We start from the raw sequence: 17,389 nt of genomic DNA, 5'->3' as shown, positions 1-17,389 counted from the left end.
TCTGCCGCTTTATCCATTTTTTTTCCAATTAACACGCCGGCGCCTGTACCTACTGCCGCACCTACTGCCGCACCAATAGCCGCACCTTTACCATGTCCGGCTATTCCGCCGATAATTGCTCCCAAAGCTGCGCCACCACCGCCACCGATCAGACCGCCTTTAGCGGTATTATTCATGTTACCACATCCACTGAATACTAGTGTTGCACTCAGTAATAAAGCCATAATTTTAGTCTTTTTCATAATCATGTTCATTTTAATATATTAATGACTTAATGCAAAAATTGTTCATTAAACAGCCTGATAATTTAAAGCTTTCTTCTTGATAAGTATAAACCAGATCAGACAAATAATTCCTTTCATAGTGCTAGTGATGCTTATGCTCCACCAAATACCCGGCAAACCCCAGCCCCATGATACAAACAATAATGCCATCGGGATGCGCAGATAGTTACAGGTGACACTGATTACGGCAGGAGGCATGGTGCGCCCCATTCCATAAAAAACGCCCTGTATGGTAATTTCCAGCATCATAAATAGTTGCGAGTATCCGTCGATACGTAGAAATACGCCACCGGTTTCATACGCCGCTTTTTCAGGAACAAAGATAGAAAATATTTCGTTTCCGTAACATATAAAAAGAAATGTGCAGAAAGATCCGAATATAAATGTCATCCATAAAGTGGTGCGATAGGCTTTCAGTACACGGGAGATTTGCCGTGCTGCATAGTTCTGAGCTACAAAAGCACTGAGAGCTGTAGAAAATCCTTGGGAGGTGTTCCAGGTGATAGCTTCGATTTGTCCTCCGGTAGTGAGTGCCATCAGCCCTAAATGACCACCTTGCTCTGTTGCGGTCCTTCCGAGAAACATATTGACGAAAGCGAATAATGTATTGAGTACCGCTACTGGTAATCCTATTTTCAAGATGTGGTGTGTATATTGTTTTTTTAGTGTAGTAAATAACCGAAAGTCATCCCATAATATTTTCTTTTGTTTCAATTGATAGATAAACAGTATGCATACCGTAGCTTCGGCCAGCCAAGTGGCAATTGCGGCTCCCGTAGTTCCCCAGTTTAAACCAAAGATAAAAAGAGGATCTAGTATCATATTTGTAATCAGTCCGATACCGTTAATGGAAAAAGGTATTTTGCTTCGTCCGGCGGCATTGAATATCCCTGTAAAGGCAGCTGATAAAAAGACGAATGGAAAGGCAGTTGCTATAATCCGTAGATATTCCACAGCCATCTTGGCTATATGAGGTTCCAGTTCATAGATACTGATAATAGGGGTGGCAAAGATAAATAACAATGCTCCCCAGCTTAATGATATAAGTAAGGACAAGGTAAGATTATGTGATGCGAACGCACGGGTAGCTTGTTCGTTTTGTGCCCCGATGGCTTGTCCTACGCTGACTTCCGAACCAACTTTGTTCAGCAGGGAGATAGATGTGGACATCCATGTAAGAATACCCACTGAACCTACAGCGGCTATTGCCTCACTTCCTATTCTTCCTACCCAGGCCATGTCGGTCAGGCTATATGCCATCTGTATGAATGAAGTGGCCATAATGGGCATTGCCAAAGTAAACAATTGCTTCAGGATAGGGCCTTGAGTCAGATTCTTAGTTCCTTTCATTCGTCATTAACGGATAAATTGTCTGCAAAGGTAGAAATTTATACTGATTTCTGTGGGGACTGCTGATAAAAATACTTTTCTATTACTCTTTTTAAATGGTCTGGATGTTTCATAAAAAAACTTTGAAGTTCTTGAAGAAGGATAAAGCTTTTTCAAAAAACTCCAAAGTTTTTTATGAGTATATTGATAGAAGTCGTTAATTAGTAAGCGAAAATAGGATATTTCTTCATTGTTTCGTTTACGCGTGCACGAACTTGTGCAATCACTTCTTCATTGTCTACGTTTGAAAGAACAGTTTCAATCATTTCGGCGATTTCCAACATCAAGTCTTCTTTTGCGCCACGAGTTGTGATGGCAGGAGTTCCCAAACGGATACCTGAAGTTTGGAAAGCAGAACGGCTGTCAAATGGGACCATATTCTTGTTTACAGTGATATCAGCAGCAACCAATGCTTTTTCTGCTACTTTGCCTGTCAGATCAGGGTATTTGGTGCGAAGGTCTACCAGCATGGAGTGGTTGTCTGTACCACCAGAAACGATCGTAAAACCACGGTCAATCAGAGCCTGTGCCAATACGGCTGCATTCTTTTTTACTTGTGTTTGATATTCTTTGTATTCCGGCTGTAAACATTCACCGAATGCAACAGCTTTGGCTGCAATGACATGTTCCAACGGACCACCTTGTATACCAGGGAATACAGCAGAATCCAAAAGTTGTGACATCATCTTGATTTCGCCTTTCGGAGTTTTCTTGCCCCATGGATTAGGGAAATCTTTGCCCATCATGATAACACCGCCACGAGGACCGCGAAGGGTCTTATGCGTTGTTGAAGTAACGATATGAGCGTATTTAACCGGATTATCCAGCAGTCCGGCAGCAATCAGACCTGCAGGATGAGCCATATCGATCATCAGGATAGCTCCTATTTTATCTGCGATTTCGCGCATACGTTTGTAGTCCCATTCACGAGAATATGCTGAACCGCCACCAATAATCATTTTCGGTTTTTCACGTAATGCGATTTCTTCCATCTGGTCGTAATCCACACGTCCTGTTTCCTTGTTCAGATTGTATTCACATGGAGTATAGATAATGCCGGATGTGTTAACCAATGAACCATGTGACAGGTGGCCACCATGAGCCAGATTTAATCCCATGAATTTATCACCCGGATTTAAAACGGCCAAGAATACGGCAGCATTAGCCTGTGCTCCTGAGTGAGGTTGTACGTTAGCCCATTCTGCGCCGAAGATTTGTTTCAGTCTGTCGATAGCGATTTGTTCGCTCTGGTCTACCACTTCGCAACCGCCATAGTAGCGCTTGCCGGGATACCCTTCAGCATACTTGTTGGTAAGGCAAGAACCCATAGCTTGCATTACTTGGTCACTAACAAAGTTTTCGGATGCGATCAGCTCGATACCTTTGAGCTGGCGTTGATGCTCTTTTTCGATAATGTCGAAAATCAAATCGTCTCTTTTCATTTCTTTTTATAATAAGTTTATGTGCGATATTCGATTCTGAGTTCACAAAGTTAAGTAATTTTAGAATATAAGGAAATTATTTAGAAGAAAATCTTTAGTGGAATTACAGAAAAAACACGTGTGACTTTCTTTTTGTCGTTTCATAGGAAGTCAAATGCCGGAAATAGTTGATCCTCAGTTCTATTCTTTGGTGGAAAACTCTTCAGAATGTAATATTATGATAGATGTCGGAATTCTTACGGAGGAGTATGACTGCTTAAAAAATAACTCCTAGAGAGAAACTTAATACATTGCGATGACGATTGATGAAGATACCTTTTTCCTGAAATATGACTCCATCTATATTCTTTTCGTAAGTGATTGATTTGGATATATTGGTTAGTCCGATTTCATACCGGAAATCGAAGAATATATTTGCAATATTCACGCCTAATCCGATAACGGAACTTATATTGATAGGGCGTAATTCTTCTTTTATGCCGGAATGCCCGAACCCTTCAAACTCTTCATCAGTCTTATGTTTCCATACATATTCTAATTTGGGGCCGATAAAAAGTGCCATGCCGTAAGGACGGCTTTTTACGAAACTATAGCCATATAGTATAGGTAATTCCAAAGAATGAATTGTGCTGTTCAGTTTGGCAAATTCGGGAAGGGTATTTTCATTATTCTGATTCTTATTGAAAGCTATTTCACCTTTATAGACATTATACATAATTTCGGGTTGGATGAAGTGTCTTTTCATGTGTACCCGGAAAAATAGGGCGGCGAAATAGCCTACCTTATAATTATTTTGCACATCTTCCATACGTTCTCCGTCTAACTCCAGCCTGCTGGTAAAGTACATGGAAGAATTGAAGCCTCCTTTTATTCCCACATTGATTTTAGGCTCTTCTTGCAAACCTTTCTTCTCTCCTCGTACCGGAACGGATAAGGTGAGGAGCAATAAAGCGATCAATAAAAGGAGTTTCTTCATGAGGTGTCTTTAGGCTTTTTCTTTGGTCCGCATCCTGTTCTTTTCTACAGACCAGCCGAACTTTCCGATTTTCGGTCCCAGCTCAAAATAGCCGCCATGAACATATACCAGCGGATTAGCTTGGGATAATTCGAATTTTCCTGTTTCTCCGTTCAGGTATTTGTCATCAGCTTTCACATTTACCACATCGGCAATAAACATATCATGAGATCCTAGTGAGATAATTTCTTTTACCCTACATTCTATACAGAGTGGAGATTCCTCAATAATAGGAGCATTGACTATTTTCGCTTTTCCCGGAGTCAGCTTCATTTCTTCGAATTTATTATAATCTTTGCCTGAACGCACTCCGCACCAGTCGGTGGCAAATGCCATCTCTTTAGTTGTAAGATTGATGACGAATTCCATGTTTCGTTTCAAGATGGGATAGGAATGACGCTCCGGACGTACGGATATATAACACATGGCGGGGTTGGTACAAATAGTACCTGCCCATGCCACTGTGATAATGTTATATTCTTCTTCTGTACTCCCACAACTGACCAATAGGGCCGGAAGGGGATAAATCATTGTTCCCGGTTTCCAGTCTTGTTTCATAATGATTAAATCAGCTTAATACCTTCCTTGCTTTGTTCCTTCTCGCAATAGTGGCATTTTAAGATGCCGTGTTCCTTGTCGATTACATGGAATAAAGTGATCATCGGTTCATTATTGGTGATACACTTGGGATTGGCACATTTTACAATGCCACGTAATTCCTGAGGCATCAGGACTTGTTTCTTTTCTACCACCTCATAGTCACGGATAATGTTCAGTTTCACATTCGGGGCTACTACGGAAAGGCGGCTTATTTCCTCATCAGTAAAAAAGCGGTCGGCCACCTTGATAATTCCTTTTTTACCTAGCTTTTTGCTCTCGAAGTTGTTTCCGATGGTTATGTTAGAGTCTGAATCCTGTAATCCCAATAGGGCGACTACAGTAAACAATTTATCGGAAGGTATATGGTCTATAACAGTGCCGTTTTTCAAAGCGGCTACCTGCAATGCTTGTTTATTATCGCTCATCTTCATTTTTGTTTTTTACTTTTTTGCATCTTCTATAACATCGTCCAAGGTTATGCCCAATACATCACAAAGGATGGCCTGGCGCGCATAAAGTCCGTTTTGTGCCTGCTGGAAATAGTAAGCTTTCGGATTCTCATCCACATCGTAAGCTATTTCGTTGACGCGGGGCAGAGGGTGCAGGATACGCAGATTGGGGCGGGTATGCTCCAGCATCTTATTCCTTAATATATATACATCTTTTACACGTTCATATTCCATCAGGTCGGTGAAACGTTCGCGCTGTACACGGGTCATGTAAAGAATATCGGCATCTGCGATCGTTTCTTCGTTAAAGTCTGTATATTCTTTGTATTTAATATTGTGCTCCTTGCAGTATATTTTATATTCTTCCGGCATTTTCAGCTCTTCAGGAGCAATGAAGTGGAAAGTGGGATTGAAGTGACGCATAGCCATCAGCAGAGAATGGACGGTGCGTCCGTATTTCAAGTCGCCTACCAAATAAATGTTCAGATTCTCAAGCGTTCCCTGTGTTTTGTATATGGAGTAGAGGTCTAGCATAGTTTGTGACGGATGTTGATTAGCTCCGTCTCCGGCATTGACTATAGGTACCGGGGCAACTTCACTGGCATATCTTGCAGCACCTTCCAAAAAATGGCGCATTACAATAATGTCAGCGTAATTGCTTACCATCATGATCGTATCTTTCAATGTTTCTCCTTTTGAGGAACTGGTCACTTTAGGATCGGTAAATCCAATGACGCGTGCTCCCAATCTGTTTGCTGCGGTTTCAAAACTGAGTCGTGTACGGGTGGAGGGTTCGAAGAAAAGAGTGGCGACTACTCTGCCATCCAAAATTTTACGGTTAGGCTTCTTTTCAAACTCTTTTGCCATCTCCAGGAGGTAGAGGATTTTCTCTTTCGAGTGTTCGGCAATAGTAACTAAACTTCTATTTTCCATTTTGGCTTGTATTTATAATTACAACTTATACGGAGTGTAAAGGTATGAAAAAAAAATAAATGAGCGAAGATTTAAAAGATATTTCGTTGAACTTTGTTAGAAACACATTCTATCTCAAAGTTTTTCCTTACTTTTGCATCGTTAATTACTAGAAAACGTCATGAGGAAGAAATTTATATATGTGCTTTGGGCTCTTGTAGTCGGCATACTGTTGGTTATAGCGTTCATATTCACCGCGATAGCAAAAGGATGGATTGGATATGTACCCCCCATTGAAGAGTTGGAAAATCCGAATTTAAAGTTTGCAACCGAGATTATATCCGATGATGGCAAGATGCTGGGCACTTGGTCACTTAGTAAGGAGAACCGCGTATTTGTGGGTTATGACCAGCTTTCACCGAATCTGATTCATGCACTGATTGCTACCGAAGATGAACGTTTTGCAGAACATTCCGGCATTGACGCCCGTGCGTTTATCCGCGCTTTGGTGAAACGGGGGGTGATGATGCAGAAGAATGCCGGTGGGGGTAGCACCATCACTCAGCAGTTGGCAAAGCAGTTCTATTCACCTACGGCGGATAATGTGATGGAGCGTTTGTTGCAGAAACCTATCGAATGGGTGATTGCTGTTCAGTTGGAACGTTATTATACAAAAGAAGAGATTCTGACCATGTATCTTAATAAATTTGATTTTCTGAATAATGCAGTCGGTATCAAGACAGCTGCCAATACATATTTTTCAAAAGAGCCGAAAGACCTGAACATTGAGGAAGCGGCTACCTTGGTAGGTATGTGTAAGAATCCTTCACTTTATAATCCGAAACGTTTTAATGAACGTTCACGCGGACGCCGGAATGTCGTTCTTGACCAGATGCGCAAAGCAGGTTACCTGACTGATGCGGAAGCTGATTCATTAAAGGCATTGCCATTGGTCTTGAAATATCGTCGTGTAGATCATAAGGAAGGACTGGCTACTTACTTCCGTGAATATCTGCGTGGAGTGATGACGGCTAAAGAACCGAAGAAAAGTGACTACCGCGGATGGCAGATGCAGAAATATTATGAGGATTCATTGGCTTGGAAGACAAATCCTCTTTTCGGTTGGTGTGCTAAAAACAAGAAGAAAGATGGTACTAATTATAATATCTATACGGATGGTCTGAAGATTTATACCACTATCGACTCACGTATGCAAAAATATGCTGAGGAAGCTGTTTACGAACATGTGGCGCAGTATTTGCAACCCCGCTTCTTCAAGGAAAAACGGAAAAAGAAAACGGCTCCGTTTACGAATCAGCTGACAGAGGCAGAAGTGAATTCTATCATGACCAGGGCCATGAAGCAGACTGACCGTTATCGTATCATGAAAGAGGCAGGGTGTTCGGAAGCAGAAATAAAGAAAGCGTTCAATACTAAATATGAAATGTCCGTATTCTCATACGAGGGGGAAAAGGATACCATTATGACTCCGATGGATTCTTTGAAATACTATAAGTTCTTCCTTAGAGCGGGATTCATGTCTATGGATCCGTTGACCGGTCATGTAAAAGCATATGTGGGAGGACCCAACTATAATTATTTCCAGTATGATATGGCGATGGTAGGCCGTCGCCAGGTGGGTTCTACTATTAAACCTTATGTATATACTTTAGCTATGGAGAACGGTTTTTCTCCCTGTGACCAGGTGCGCCATGTAGAGCAGACCTTGATAGATGAAAATGGCCGTCCATGGTCACCGCGTAATGCCAGCAAGAAGCGTTACGGAGAGATGGTTACCATCAAATGGGGCTTGGCAAATTCTGATAACTGGGTAACGGCTTATTTGATGGGGAAACTGAATCCTTATCAGCTAGTTCGTCTGATTCATTCATTTGGTGTACAAAATAAACAGATAGATCCGGTGGTTTCACTTTGTTTAGGCCCTTGTGAGATTTCTGTAGGAGAAATGGTCAGTGCTTATTCGGCATTTGCTAATCGGGGTATTCGTACAGCGCCTGTTTTTGTAACCCGTATTGAGGATAATGAAGGAAATGTGTTGGCGAATTTCACTCCACAAATGGATGAGGTGATTAGTGAAACAAGTGCTTATAAAATGTTGGTCATGCTGCGTGCGGTCATCAATGAAGGTACGGGTGGGCGTGTACGCCGTCTATATGGTATTACTGCCGATATGGGAGGAAAGACAGGTACAACCAACCGTAATTCTGACGGTTGGTTCATGGGATTCACCCCTTCATTGGTATCCGGTGTATGGGTAGGTGGTGAAGAGCGTGATATTCACTTTGATACGATGGTGGACGGGCAGGGGGCTGCTATGGCACTTCCTATCTGGGGGCTTTATATGCAGAAAGTCTATAAGGACAAGAGCTTGGGATACTCTCAGGACGAGAAATTCAATATTCCTGATGACTTTGATCCTTGCAAGGATACTTTGATAGATGAAACTTCGGTAGAAGAAACCGGAGGATTGGACAATATATTTGAGTAATTAGAAGATTAGATTTATAAGTACAAAGTCTGTTTGCAAGAAGGAAAGCAAGCAGACTTTTTTCTATATATACTTTTATGAACTATTACTTTTCCTGTTCACACGGCAGTTTATATTATAGAAAATAATTTATGTAAAAATGGTGAAAACCCTTGTCCTTTCATCGAAAAATGCTATATTTACGAAAAGAAAATCTTTACCTTATAAAGATAGGAGGTAACTATGGATAGAGATGTAACCCTATATCAGATCACTAGCGTTATGGCCGAGAGAGTTTTTCAAAAGATAGACAACTTCAATAAAGGCCGTAGAGAAGATGCGGGATTTTATGCAATCAGTGTTTCCACTCCTTATCGTTCGTATTATGCTTTATGGCGTATATTTCCGGATAATACTTACTCTCCTCTGTTTATTCAGTCGTTGGCAGTTACATTTAATGATGCGGCAGAGCGTGCTTTTCAGTATTTGCAGAATTGCAATGTCCTGCTGAAAGTGAAGGATAACACTTTCTTTGAACCTTATTATGGTCTGTCCGAAGATATAGTTGCATTTGGGAAGTATCGTGGAAAAAGGTTGGCGGAAGTATATTATATTGATCCTAACTATGTGCTTTGGTTGGCACATAAGTTTGAAGCCCGTAACCCCAGAGACAAAAAGTTAGCAGTATTGGCAAAGGCTTTTGCCACAGTTCATTATGAAACGGTCATCAGAAAACATCATTTGCCGGCTGGGAGTCGTTTTATCGGTCAGCCGGGAGAAAGGCTGACCGATTTACATCTGGAAGTCCTGGGGACAAGATTACAACTAGATGCTTATAAAACGACTGGATACTATGTAGATCAGAGTGTACTTGCTGCTGATGCTGATGGTAATCGTTATACTTTTATCATAAAGGCAGCTGCTTCCAGTATGTCACCGGAGATGCTGAGCTGCTATACAAAGAAAATCAATCCTCATGAAAGTCTATATATTAAATCGGCCAAAGTCCTTTCTCATTATGAGAGTAAAGGAATTAAATATACTCGCATAGGATATTTGAAATTTAAATAATGTCTGGAAAACAAATTCCCCCACCTTTGGATTGGCGAGGGAACGTTTTTTATTATCCGTTTACCTTTTTATAATCGGCCAGGAATTTTTCTAATCCTATATCTGTCAATGGATGGTTTAGAAGGCCTTTAATGGCGGATAACGGGCAGGTTACTACATCTGCTCCCACTTCCGCACATTGTAATATATGTAAGGTGTTTCGGATGGAGGCGGCAAGAACTTGTGTCTTGTAGTCATAAGTTTGGTACAATTCTACAATTTGTGCAACCAGTCCTACACCGTCATTACAAATATCATCCAGTCTGCCGACAAATGGAGATACATAGGTAGCCCCCGCCTTTGCCGCAAGTAATGCCTGTCCGGCAGAGAAAACCAGTGTACAATTAGTGTGGATTCCTTTATTACTGAAATATTTGATAGCTTTGATGCCGTCCTCAATACAAGGAACTTTTACTACAATGTGTGGGTTAAGGGCGGCAAGTTCTTCGCCTTCACGAATCATTCCTTCATAATCGGTAGCAATCACTTCGGCACTGACATCTCCATCCACTATATTACATATTTCAATGTAATGCTTATGTTGGTTCTCAACTCCTTTAATGCCTTCTTTGGCCATTAAAGACGGATTTGTGGTTACACCATCCAGTACGCCCAATGCATTTGCTTCGCGGATTTGTGCCAGGTTGGCTGTGTCAATAAAGAATTTCATAACTTTTTTCTTTTTGATAATTAAAAATCAGGTTAGCAACAGATTGCTAAGCTACTGATATTAACAATGATAAACAAGTAAATGTTCCGATTTATCTGTTATGAATTCTTTTTGTAGCTGAATACCGCCCAACCGTTCAAAGCGATGGCCATAAGGAACAAGGCGATAAATTGCATAATCAGGTCACTGAATCCGCTTCCTTTCAGGTAAACCATACGTGTTACCTGTATGAAGTACTTCAAAGGATTGGCAATGGTTATGGTTTGTGCCCATTCGGGCATACTGTTGATGGGAGTAAACAACCCGCTCATCAGCATGATGATAATCACAAAGAAAAACATGACAAACATGGCCTGCTGCATGGTTTGGGAATAGTTGGAAACTACCAGCCCCATGCCCGAGATAACGATAATGAATAATAATGCAAAGAAATAAAGCAGCCATAAATGACCGGCCGGAACCAGACCATAAACTAACCATGCCAGAATGATACCGATTGTGAGGATCAGTATGCCGGCTATCCAGTAAGGAATCAGCTTGGCCAGAATGAAAGTGAATTTGCTTACAGGAGTCACATTGATTTGTTCGATGGTTCCGAATTCTTTTTCACTCACAATATTAAGAGCAGGCAGAAAGCCGCATAACATCATCAACAATTGTGCCATCAGTGCCGGAACCATAAATACCTTATAATCCAGATAGGGGTTGAAACGTCCTTGGGTATCTATGTTTATCACCGGGGAGGGAGAAATAGAGCCGGAATGGGAAGCCCGGATTTCAGTGGCATAGGCATTCACTATATTACTGAGGTAGGAACTTCCTAAAGTTCCTTTCGTTCCGTTTACGGTGTTGGCTGAAACCAGTACTTTTGCTACACCGGTTTTCAGCAAATCGCGTTCGAAGTGTGGCGGGATTTCCAAAATGAGGTCAGCATCTCCTTTTTCAATGCATTGCATCGCTTCCTGGTAACTGTTTGAAACATCTACCAGATGAAAATATTCGGAAGCTCCCACCTTCTGAACCAGTCGGGTGGAATAGGGACTGCGGTCATTATCCACTACGCTGAGATTCATATTCTTGATTTCAAAGTTTGCGGCCCAAGGCAACACCAGCAGGATGATGCAGGGAAATACGAGCAGTATCCGCGGAAGCATCGGGTTGCGCAGCAGTTGCTTGAATTCTTTTTCTAATAAATACTTTATCATATCTTCCGGAACTTATTCTAATCGTTTGTTAAACTTTTTTAGGCTGATGAGTAAAAGGATAACAGCCATCAGCATAAGTATACCCATTTCTCCCTGTGCATAACTGATACTCAATCCTTCAATCATGATTTTCTTGATTCCGACAATATACCATCTGGCAGGGATGACATTTGAAATCAGCTGTAAAGGAAGAGGCATATTCTCGATGGGGAATATCATGCCGGAAAGTAGAACGGTAGGCATCATCAGTACCATTCCCGAAAACAGCATGGCTTCCACTTGGGTACGGGCGATAGTGGAAACCAATAATCCCAACAGCAGAGATACTACGATGAAGATCCATGAGAGCAAAGCCAACGAAAAAAGACTGCCTGCTACCGGAACATGTAATACATAAACAGACAGCAGCAGAATTGTGACCAGATTGACGCATGACAGCACAAAGTAAGGTACCATTTTGGCTATAATCATCCATAGCGGACGTACGGGAGATACCAGCAATACTTCCATCGTACCGGTTTCTTTTTCACGGACAATAGAGATGGAAGTCATCATGGCGCATATCAACATTAAAATCAATCCCATTACTCCCGGCACAAAATTGTAGGCACTTTGCATACCCGGATTGTACAATAACTTTATTTGGGGGATAATCTGTATGGGTGATTGTTGTTGCATGATCCGGCTTTGCTGATAATCTGCAATAATATTGGATGCGTAAGAGGTCAGTATGGTAGCATTGTTGGGATCGGTGGCATCGGCTATCAGTTGTACTCGGGCTTTACCGGTATGCCGCAGATTGTTATCGAAACCGGCCTCAAACACAATGACCAGGTCTGAACTGCTTTTCCGGAGTGTTTCCTCTATCTCGTCGTTGTCATATAGCATCTTGTTGACATTGAAATAGTCACTGGCATCCAGTTTGTCGATGATTTGCCGGGTGGATACATCTTTTGAGAAATCTAGCACGGCTACTTTTACATTCTTTACTTCGGTGGTGATGGCAAAACCGAAAAGAATAATTTGTACGACAGGCATACCTAGTAATATCAGCATCGTCCGGCGGTCCCGGAAAATGTGATAGAATTCTTTTCGCACAAATGATATAAATTGTTTCATTCTCTTTTTCTCTATCTCTTTTTCAACTTCTTACGGCCTTGCGTGCCAATTGTCTGAATACTTCATCCATATCTTGGGCATGGAACCGTTCTTTTAACCGTTGTGGGGTGTCCAGCGCTTCGATTTTTCCATCCACCATCATTGAAATCCGGTTACAGTATTCCGCTTCATCCATATAGTGGGTGGTAACGAAGACGGTGATTCCCCGTTCTGCCACCTGATAAATCAATTCCCAGAACTGCCGGCGTGTGGCAGGGTCTACCCCTCCTGTCGGTTCATCCAGAAAAACGATCTTCGGCTCATGGAAAATAGCTACCGAGAAAGCCAGCTTTTGTTTCCATCCCAAGGGAAGTGACCGGACCAATGTGTTTTTCTCATTCAAGAGTCCTAATTGTTCCAGCACCTTGTCTGTTTTCTCAGCGATCTCCTTGTCGCTCATTCCATAAATCCCTGCATATAGCCGGATGTTTTCCCATACTTTTAAATCTTCATACAGTGAGAACTTCTGGCTCATATATCCGATCTTTTTTTTAACCTGCTCGTATTGCGTGGCTATGTCAAAGCCCGCTACTGTACCTTTTCCCCCGGTAGGTTGTGATAAACCGCATAACATGCGCATGGCTGTTGTTTTTCCGGCGCCATTAGCACCTAGGAAACCAAAAATCTCTCCCTGTTTCACTTTGAATGAGATATGGTCCACTGCAGTGAAGTTGCCGAATTGTTTGGTCAAGCCTTCTACCTCTATGGCGTATCGTCCGGTGACTTGCGGTTCATTAAAAGACAGCCCTTCAGGAGAAAGGATCGAACTGAACTGTTGAAGAATACGGTCCGGAGTGTCAATGCCTTGAATCTTTCCTTCACGAATAAATGCAATACGGTCACAGCATTTCATCTCGTTCAGGTAAGGCGTTGCCGCAATGATGGTAAGACCTTCTTGTTTCAATTTCAGCAGCATGTCCCAGAACTCCTTTCTGGATACAGGGTCCACACCGGTGGTAGGTTCGTCCAAGAACAGAATGGAAGGCCTGTGAATCAGTGCACAACTCAGAGCCAGTTTTTGTTTCATGCCGCCGGATAGTTTTCCGGCACGCCGGTGTTTGAAAGGTTCTATTTGTTGGTAGATATCCTTTACCAATGCGTAGTTCTCCCGGATAGTGGTATTGAAAAGCGTGGCAAAGAAAGTGAGATTCTCTTCTACGGACAAATCCTGGTATAAGGAAAAACGTCCCGGCATATATCCTGCCTGCCGGCGTATCTCTTTGTAATTCTTCACCACATCCTGCCCGCAGACTTCCGCTTTCCCTTCATCGGCTAGCACCAATGTGGTGAGAATGCGGAAAAGAGTAGTCTTTCCTGCACCGTCCGGTCCGATAAGCCCGAAGATTTCTCCCGGTTTCACCTCAAAGCATACATCTTTCAGGGCTTGAACTTCACCGTAACTTTTGCTAACTCCTTTGACAGAAACGATATAATCCATTGTCTTATTTATTTCTTCATTTCTCCGTACATGCCTATCTTGATGTATCCGTCATTCTTTACTGCTATTTTTGTGGCGTATACCAGATTGGCGCGTTCGTCACGTGTCTGGATTGTTTTAGGGGTGAATTCCGATTTGTCTGAAATCCAGGTGATTGTCCCTTCGTATTCCCGGCGGTCATCTTCTCCTAAATCAGAAAACACTTTTACTTTATCTCCTAATTTCAGTTGAGATAATTGATCGGCGGTGATATAGGCGCGTAAAAAAAGATGTTGCACATCCGCCACTTTAAATAAAGGTTTTCCTTGCGTGGCCAGTTCCCCGGCTTCGGCATATTTGGCCAGTACTGTTCCGCAAATCGGACTGGTAATGTGACATTTGCGAAGCTGGTCATCCAGTTGGGCTACTTGTATTTCGTAGGCCGAGCTTTCTTCTGTGATACTGGCATTGCCGCGTTGAAGCGTAGAGATCTGTGCTTCCAACTGTTTTTTCAGAACGGCAATCTGGGAGTCAATATCATCTATTTGTTTTTGGGTGGCGGCATTTTCCTTCAGCAAGTTTTCTGTGCGTTTTCTTTCATATTCGGCTTTGCCGATTTGTTCTTTTGTGGCAGCTATCTGTTTATTGATGTCCGTGCTTTTGCTGGCTATCGCTTTACCGCTGGCCAGTAACTGCATCTTTTTCAAATAGAGTTGTAAGGTATCTATACACCCCACTTCTTCATCGGCCTTTAATAACTGTCCTTCTTCTATATTGAATTGCATGATCTTGCCATTGGCTTCGGAGGATACAATTACTTCGGTAGCTTCAAATGTGCCTGATGCATCATAGTCGCCTTTCTTGTTTCCGCAAGAGGATAAACTGAACAGAGTGGCGGCAAGCAAGATATATTTATTTGTTCTCATATTGGTTTGTTGTATATTTTAATTCGTAAATGGCTGATAATAACTGAATTTCATGCAGGATCTTATCCTGCCTGGCAATGTTCTCGGCTGTTACTTCACGTAGCATTTCTGTAACGGTCAGTGTTCCGTTGGCAACTTTTGCTTGGGCTGATTTTTTAATGTTGTTACGTAGGGTGATAATCTCCTCATCGTTCTTCATCAGTTCCGTCAGTTTCTTAATTTCACTGTTGTTTTGAGTGATTTCCAGATGAGTGTTAAACAAGAACGTTTCTTTCTGTACGTTCACATCTTGTTGATTCAGTATTAATTGGCGAGATTCATTCTTGCGAGTATATAGGTTACTGAAGTTCCAGGAAAGGCGTACGCCTGCTACGTAATAGGCCGAAAATTCATTTTTCAGCATATTCAGTCCCGGGTTGCCGTATGCTCCTTGTACAAATATGCCTAACCTAGGCAGGTTCTTGGCGGTAAGTTGTTTACGTTGCGCCTCCAGTTGCTGATTTTGTGCCGCAAACAAGTTAAGTTCCGGACGTCGGATGAATTCTGCAGAATAGGCTTCTCCTTTATATAATAAGGCATTTACATCTGGTTTCTTTAGTGTGTTCCCGGTTAAAGGAGTAGGGTGGTTAATCATGATCTTCAACATCTCGCTGTAAGCACGATATGTGGCTTCCAGAGTATGACGTTGCTGTATGTTGTTCAATTGTTCCACTTTTACAGCATCCAAATCAGCTTGATTGGCAATACCATTCTTTACATACGCTGTAACGTTGTCATAATTCCTTTGTAATTCTTCCTGCATAAGCTGGTTTTGCTTCAATTGCTCTTTCAATAACAGGATACCAAAAAAAAGTTGGTTTACCCGTTCGTTGATGGCATACATGTCCACTTCCAGTTTCTGTTTGTCCACTTCGGATGTGGCACGGGTTACCTCTTTCCGTGCCCGGATGTTACCACCGTCCCATACCACTTGGTCCAGTTGCAGCATGGCTTGGTATTGATCCTTGCGCATACCGCGAATATCAATTCCGGGTAGGTCAACGGGTATTTCCGTTACATCCGATTGATAACTGGCTTTGGCGGATAATGAAACTTGCGGCAGATAACCCTTGTCAGCGTTAGAGATATTGTATTCTTTCGTCTTTTCAATCAGCCCGTATCGTTTAATCAGCGGATAATGTGCCCGGGCTTGCTGCTGACACTCTTCCAGCGTGAGTTCCTGTGCATTCAAACAAATGGGACTGATGCCAAGAAGAAAGGTTGTGAGAATGAATAACCTTTTCATTTTCTTAATCTGCTTAATATGATTTCTACATTTTCTTGTTTTCTGCGTTCCATATATTGATGATATTCTTCACCTTTTTCTTCCACAAACAATTGTATCAGTGGGTTTGCCACAAAGACGAAGATATTGAGTGAAATGGCGCTGACCATTAAATCTTCCGCTTTGACGGGGCGTACTGTGCCTTTCTTTATTTCCTCTTGCAGTGACCGGTCGAGCAGACTGATTGCTAACCGGAAATTAGGGAACAAGGTTTTACGGCAAATTTCTTTTCCGCATTCATTGGTCAGAATCTCCCTGTATATAAATAAAGGTAGTTCGGGATTAGCAGTCAAAAGGTCGAAGTGTGCTTCAATGAAACATTTTATTTTCTCCAAAAAAGGCAATGACTCATCTACACGAGAAAGGAATGTATCGGCCAGTTGCTTGGCTTTTTCTTCAAATACTTTGTTGAACAGATTCTCTTTTGTACGGAAATAATAATGCAGCATGGCATGGGTTACACCAGCCTCCTTAGCTATTTCTGTTGTCTTGCTTCCGGAGAATCCTTTCTTAAGGAATTCTTTTTCAGCGGATTTTAGTATGGATTGTTCTGTATTGCTCGTTTCTTCTTTCATATTATCATATTTGTTTAACAGAATTGTTAGTAAACGCAAATGTATAAGGAATCATTGGAAACAACAAACAGATGAAGTGAAAAAAATGTGTTCTTTAGTTTTTATTAAATGTTTTTTCAAGGAAGGCTAACCTCTTTTTCTTGGCAGGTTAAGGCTTTTTTCCCTGTTGTGTTCTATCTCCAAAGCTTATGGAGTTAACTCCAAAGGCTGCGGAGATAACTCCAAAGGTTATGGAGATAACTCCAAAGCCTATGGAGATAGAAATAGAACGGCCGGAAAGCCTTAGCCTTCCTGGTAGAAAGCCTTAGGTCTGCCAATGAAAATACTTAGCTGTTTTCCCACCTGTCAGGCTGGCCCTTTCAGTAACACTATCGTTTGCCGTAGGGGGATATGGAGGCGGGTTATCACAAGGTGAATAATGATTA

Annotated in this window: 16 protein-coding genes; 2 read left to right on the top strand and 14 right to left on the bottom strand. The window is 41.9% G+C overall.

Translation table 11 applies throughout. From position 1 onward, the window contains the following. The 7 genes from AB5935_RS12570 to pyrB all read right to left on the bottom strand — a co-directional run. On the bottom strand, window positions 1-242 hold a 242-nt coding region (locus AB5935_RS12570; RefSeq protein WP_410525537.1), incomplete at its 3' end, for a glycine zipper domain-containing protein. Between the two features lie 48 nt (window positions 243-290). After that, the gene (locus AB5935_RS12565) at window positions 291-1,634 is read right to left on the bottom strand and encodes an MATE family efflux transporter (RefSeq protein WP_007835316.1); all 1,344 of its coding nucleotides are present in this window, start codon (window positions 1,632-1,634) and stop codon (window positions 291-293) included. A gap of 200 nt (window positions 1,635-1,834) precedes the next feature. After that, window positions 1,835-3,115 carry a serine hydroxymethyltransferase gene (gene glyA / locus AB5935_RS12560; protein ID WP_007835317.1) on the bottom strand — a complete coding sequence of 427 codons (1,281 nt, stop codon included), beginning with the start codon at window positions 3,113-3,115 and terminating at the stop codon, window positions 1,835-1,837. Window positions 3,116-3,371: 256 nt separating this feature from the next. Then, window positions 3,372-4,091, bottom strand: a complete 720-nt coding sequence (locus AB5935_RS12555; protein WP_007851556.1) for a porin family protein — start codon at window positions 4,089-4,091, stop codon at window positions 3,372-3,374. Window positions 4,092-4,100: 9 nt separating this feature from the next. Beyond that, on the bottom strand, window positions 4,101-4,688 hold the full coding sequence (locus AB5935_RS12550; protein ID WP_007835320.1) for a flavin reductase family protein: 588 nt from the start codon (window positions 4,686-4,688) through the stop codon (window positions 4,101-4,103). Window positions 4,689-4,693: 5 nt separating this feature from the next. Next, a complete protein-coding gene (gene pyrI / locus AB5935_RS12545; RefSeq protein WP_007835323.1) occupies window positions 4,694-5,161 on the bottom strand; it encodes an aspartate carbamoyltransferase regulatory subunit in 468 nt (155 codons plus the stop codon). A gap of 9 nt (window positions 5,162-5,170) precedes the next feature. Continuing rightward, entirely contained in the window at window positions 5,171-6,112 is a 942-nt protein-coding gene (pyrB, locus tag AB5935_RS12540) for an aspartate carbamoyltransferase (RefSeq protein WP_007835325.1), read from the bottom strand. A gap of 160 nt (window positions 6,113-6,272) precedes the next feature. Between pyrB and AB5935_RS12535 the strand changes: the two genes are divergently transcribed. Both AB5935_RS12535 and AB5935_RS12530 read left to right on the top strand, forming a co-directional pair. Beyond that, window positions 6,273-8,600 (top strand): transglycosylase domain-containing protein, encoded by a 2,328-nt coding sequence (locus AB5935_RS12535; RefSeq protein WP_007851559.1) that lies wholly within the window; start codon window positions 6,273-6,275, stop codon window positions 8,598-8,600. A 222-nt stretch (window positions 8,601-8,822) separates the two neighbouring features. Then, the gene (locus AB5935_RS12530; protein WP_007843053.1) at window positions 8,823-9,650 is read left to right on the top strand and encodes a hypothetical protein; all 828 of its coding nucleotides are present in this window, start codon (window positions 8,823-8,825) and stop codon (window positions 9,648-9,650) included. A 52-nt stretch (window positions 9,651-9,702) separates the two neighbouring features. Here AB5935_RS12530 and fsa read toward each other — a convergent pair whose 3' ends face one another. From fsa to AB5935_RS12495, 7 genes are all read right to left on the bottom strand, one after another. Further along, entirely contained in the window at window positions 9,703-10,359 is a 657-nt protein-coding gene (gene fsa, locus AB5935_RS12525; protein ID WP_038609723.1) for a fructose-6-phosphate aldolase, read from the bottom strand. A gap of 98 nt (window positions 10,360-10,457) precedes the next feature. After that, window positions 10,458-11,564, bottom strand: coding sequence for an ABC transporter permease (locus tag AB5935_RS12520; protein ID WP_007843048.1), 1,107 nt, complete (start codon window positions 11,562-11,564; stop codon window positions 10,458-10,460). A gap of 12 nt (window positions 11,565-11,576) precedes the next feature. Continuing rightward, a complete protein-coding gene (locus tag AB5935_RS12515) occupies window positions 11,577-12,683 on the bottom strand; it encodes an ABC transporter permease (protein WP_038609720.1) in 1,107 nt (368 codons plus the stop codon). 22 nt (window positions 12,684-12,705) lie between these two features. After that, window positions 12,706-14,160, bottom strand: a complete 1,455-nt coding sequence (locus tag AB5935_RS12510; protein ID WP_368327447.1) for an ATP-binding cassette domain-containing protein — start codon at window positions 14,158-14,160, stop codon at window positions 12,706-12,708. An 8-nt stretch (window positions 14,161-14,168) separates the two neighbouring features. After that, complete coding sequence (locus AB5935_RS12505; RefSeq protein ID WP_022185577.1) at window positions 14,169-15,065, bottom strand: HlyD family secretion protein; 897 nt, start codon at window positions 15,063-15,065, stop codon at window positions 14,169-14,171. Next, a complete protein-coding gene (locus AB5935_RS12500) occupies window positions 15,052-16,350 on the bottom strand; it encodes a TolC family protein (RefSeq protein ID WP_022185578.1) in 1,299 nt (432 codons plus the stop codon). Before AB5935_RS12500 ends, AB5935_RS12505 begins: the two co-directional genes overlap by 14 nt. Next, window positions 16,347-16,964 carry a TetR/AcrR family transcriptional regulator gene (locus AB5935_RS12495; protein ID WP_007843041.1) on the bottom strand — a complete coding sequence of 206 codons (618 nt, stop codon included), beginning with the start codon at window positions 16,962-16,964 and terminating at the stop codon, window positions 16,347-16,349. The genes AB5935_RS12500 and AB5935_RS12495 overlap by 4 nt, the downstream gene beginning before the upstream one ends. Between the last annotated feature and the right edge of the window lie 425 nt (window positions 16,965-17,389).

Source organism: Phocaeicola sp. RTP21198st1_B8_RTP21198_201120 (assembly GCF_040929485.1).
GTDB classification, from domain to species: Bacteria; Bacteroidota; Bacteroidia; order Bacteroidales; family Bacteroidaceae; genus Phocaeicola; species Phocaeicola dorei.
This window is presented reverse-complemented; position numbering and strand designations above follow the sequence as displayed.

Coding starts and splice junctions, on each gene's coding strand:
- AB5935_RS12565 (WP_007835316.1), bottom strand. CDS start 1,634: ATGAAAGGAACTAAGAATCTGACTCAAGGCCCTATCCTGAAGCAATTG.
- glyA (WP_007835317.1), bottom strand. CDS start 3,115: ATGAAAAGAGACGATTTGATTTTCGACATTATCGAAAAAGAGCATCAA.
- AB5935_RS12555 (WP_007851556.1), bottom strand. CDS start 4,091: ATGAAGAAACTCCTTTTATTGATCGCTTTATTGCTCCTCACCTTATCC.
- AB5935_RS12550 (WP_007835320.1), bottom strand. CDS start 4,688: ATGAAACAAGACTGGAAACCGGGAACAATGATTTATCCCCTTCCGGCC.
- pyrI (WP_007835323.1), bottom strand. CDS start 5,161: ATGAAGATGAGCGATAATAAACAAGCATTGCAGGTAGCCGCTTTGAAA.
- pyrB (WP_007835325.1), bottom strand. CDS start 6,112: ATGGAAAATAGAAGTTTAGTTACTATTGCCGAACACTCGAAAGAGAAA.
- AB5935_RS12535 (WP_007851559.1), top strand. CDS start 6,273: ATGAGGAAGAAATTTATATATGTGCTTTGGGCTCTTGTAGTCGGCATA.
- AB5935_RS12530 (WP_007843053.1), top strand. CDS start 8,823: ATGGATAGAGATGTAACCCTATATCAGATCACTAGCGTTATGGCCGAG.
- fsa (WP_038609723.1), bottom strand. CDS start 10,359: ATGAAATTCTTTATTGACACAGCCAACCTGGCACAAATCCGCGAAGCA.
- AB5935_RS12520 (WP_007843048.1), bottom strand. CDS start 11,564: ATGATAAAGTATTTATTAGAAAAAGAATTCAAGCAACTGCTGCGCAAC.
- AB5935_RS12515 (WP_038609720.1), bottom strand. CDS start 12,683: ATGAAACAATTTATATCATTTGTGCGAAAAGAATTCTATCACATTTTC.
- AB5935_RS12510 (WP_368327447.1), bottom strand. CDS start 14,160: ATGGATTATATCGTTTCTGTCAAAGGAGTTAGCAAAAGTTACGGTGAA.
- AB5935_RS12505 (WP_022185577.1), bottom strand. CDS start 15,065: ATGAGAACAAATAAATATATCTTGCTTGCCGCCACTCTGTTCAGTTTA.
- AB5935_RS12500 (WP_022185578.1), bottom strand. CDS start 16,350: ATGAAAAGGTTATTCATTCTCACAACCTTTCTTCTTGGCATCAGTCCC.
- AB5935_RS12495 (WP_007843041.1), bottom strand. CDS start 16,964: ATGAAAGAAGAAACGAGCAATACAGAACAATCCATACTAAAATCCGCT.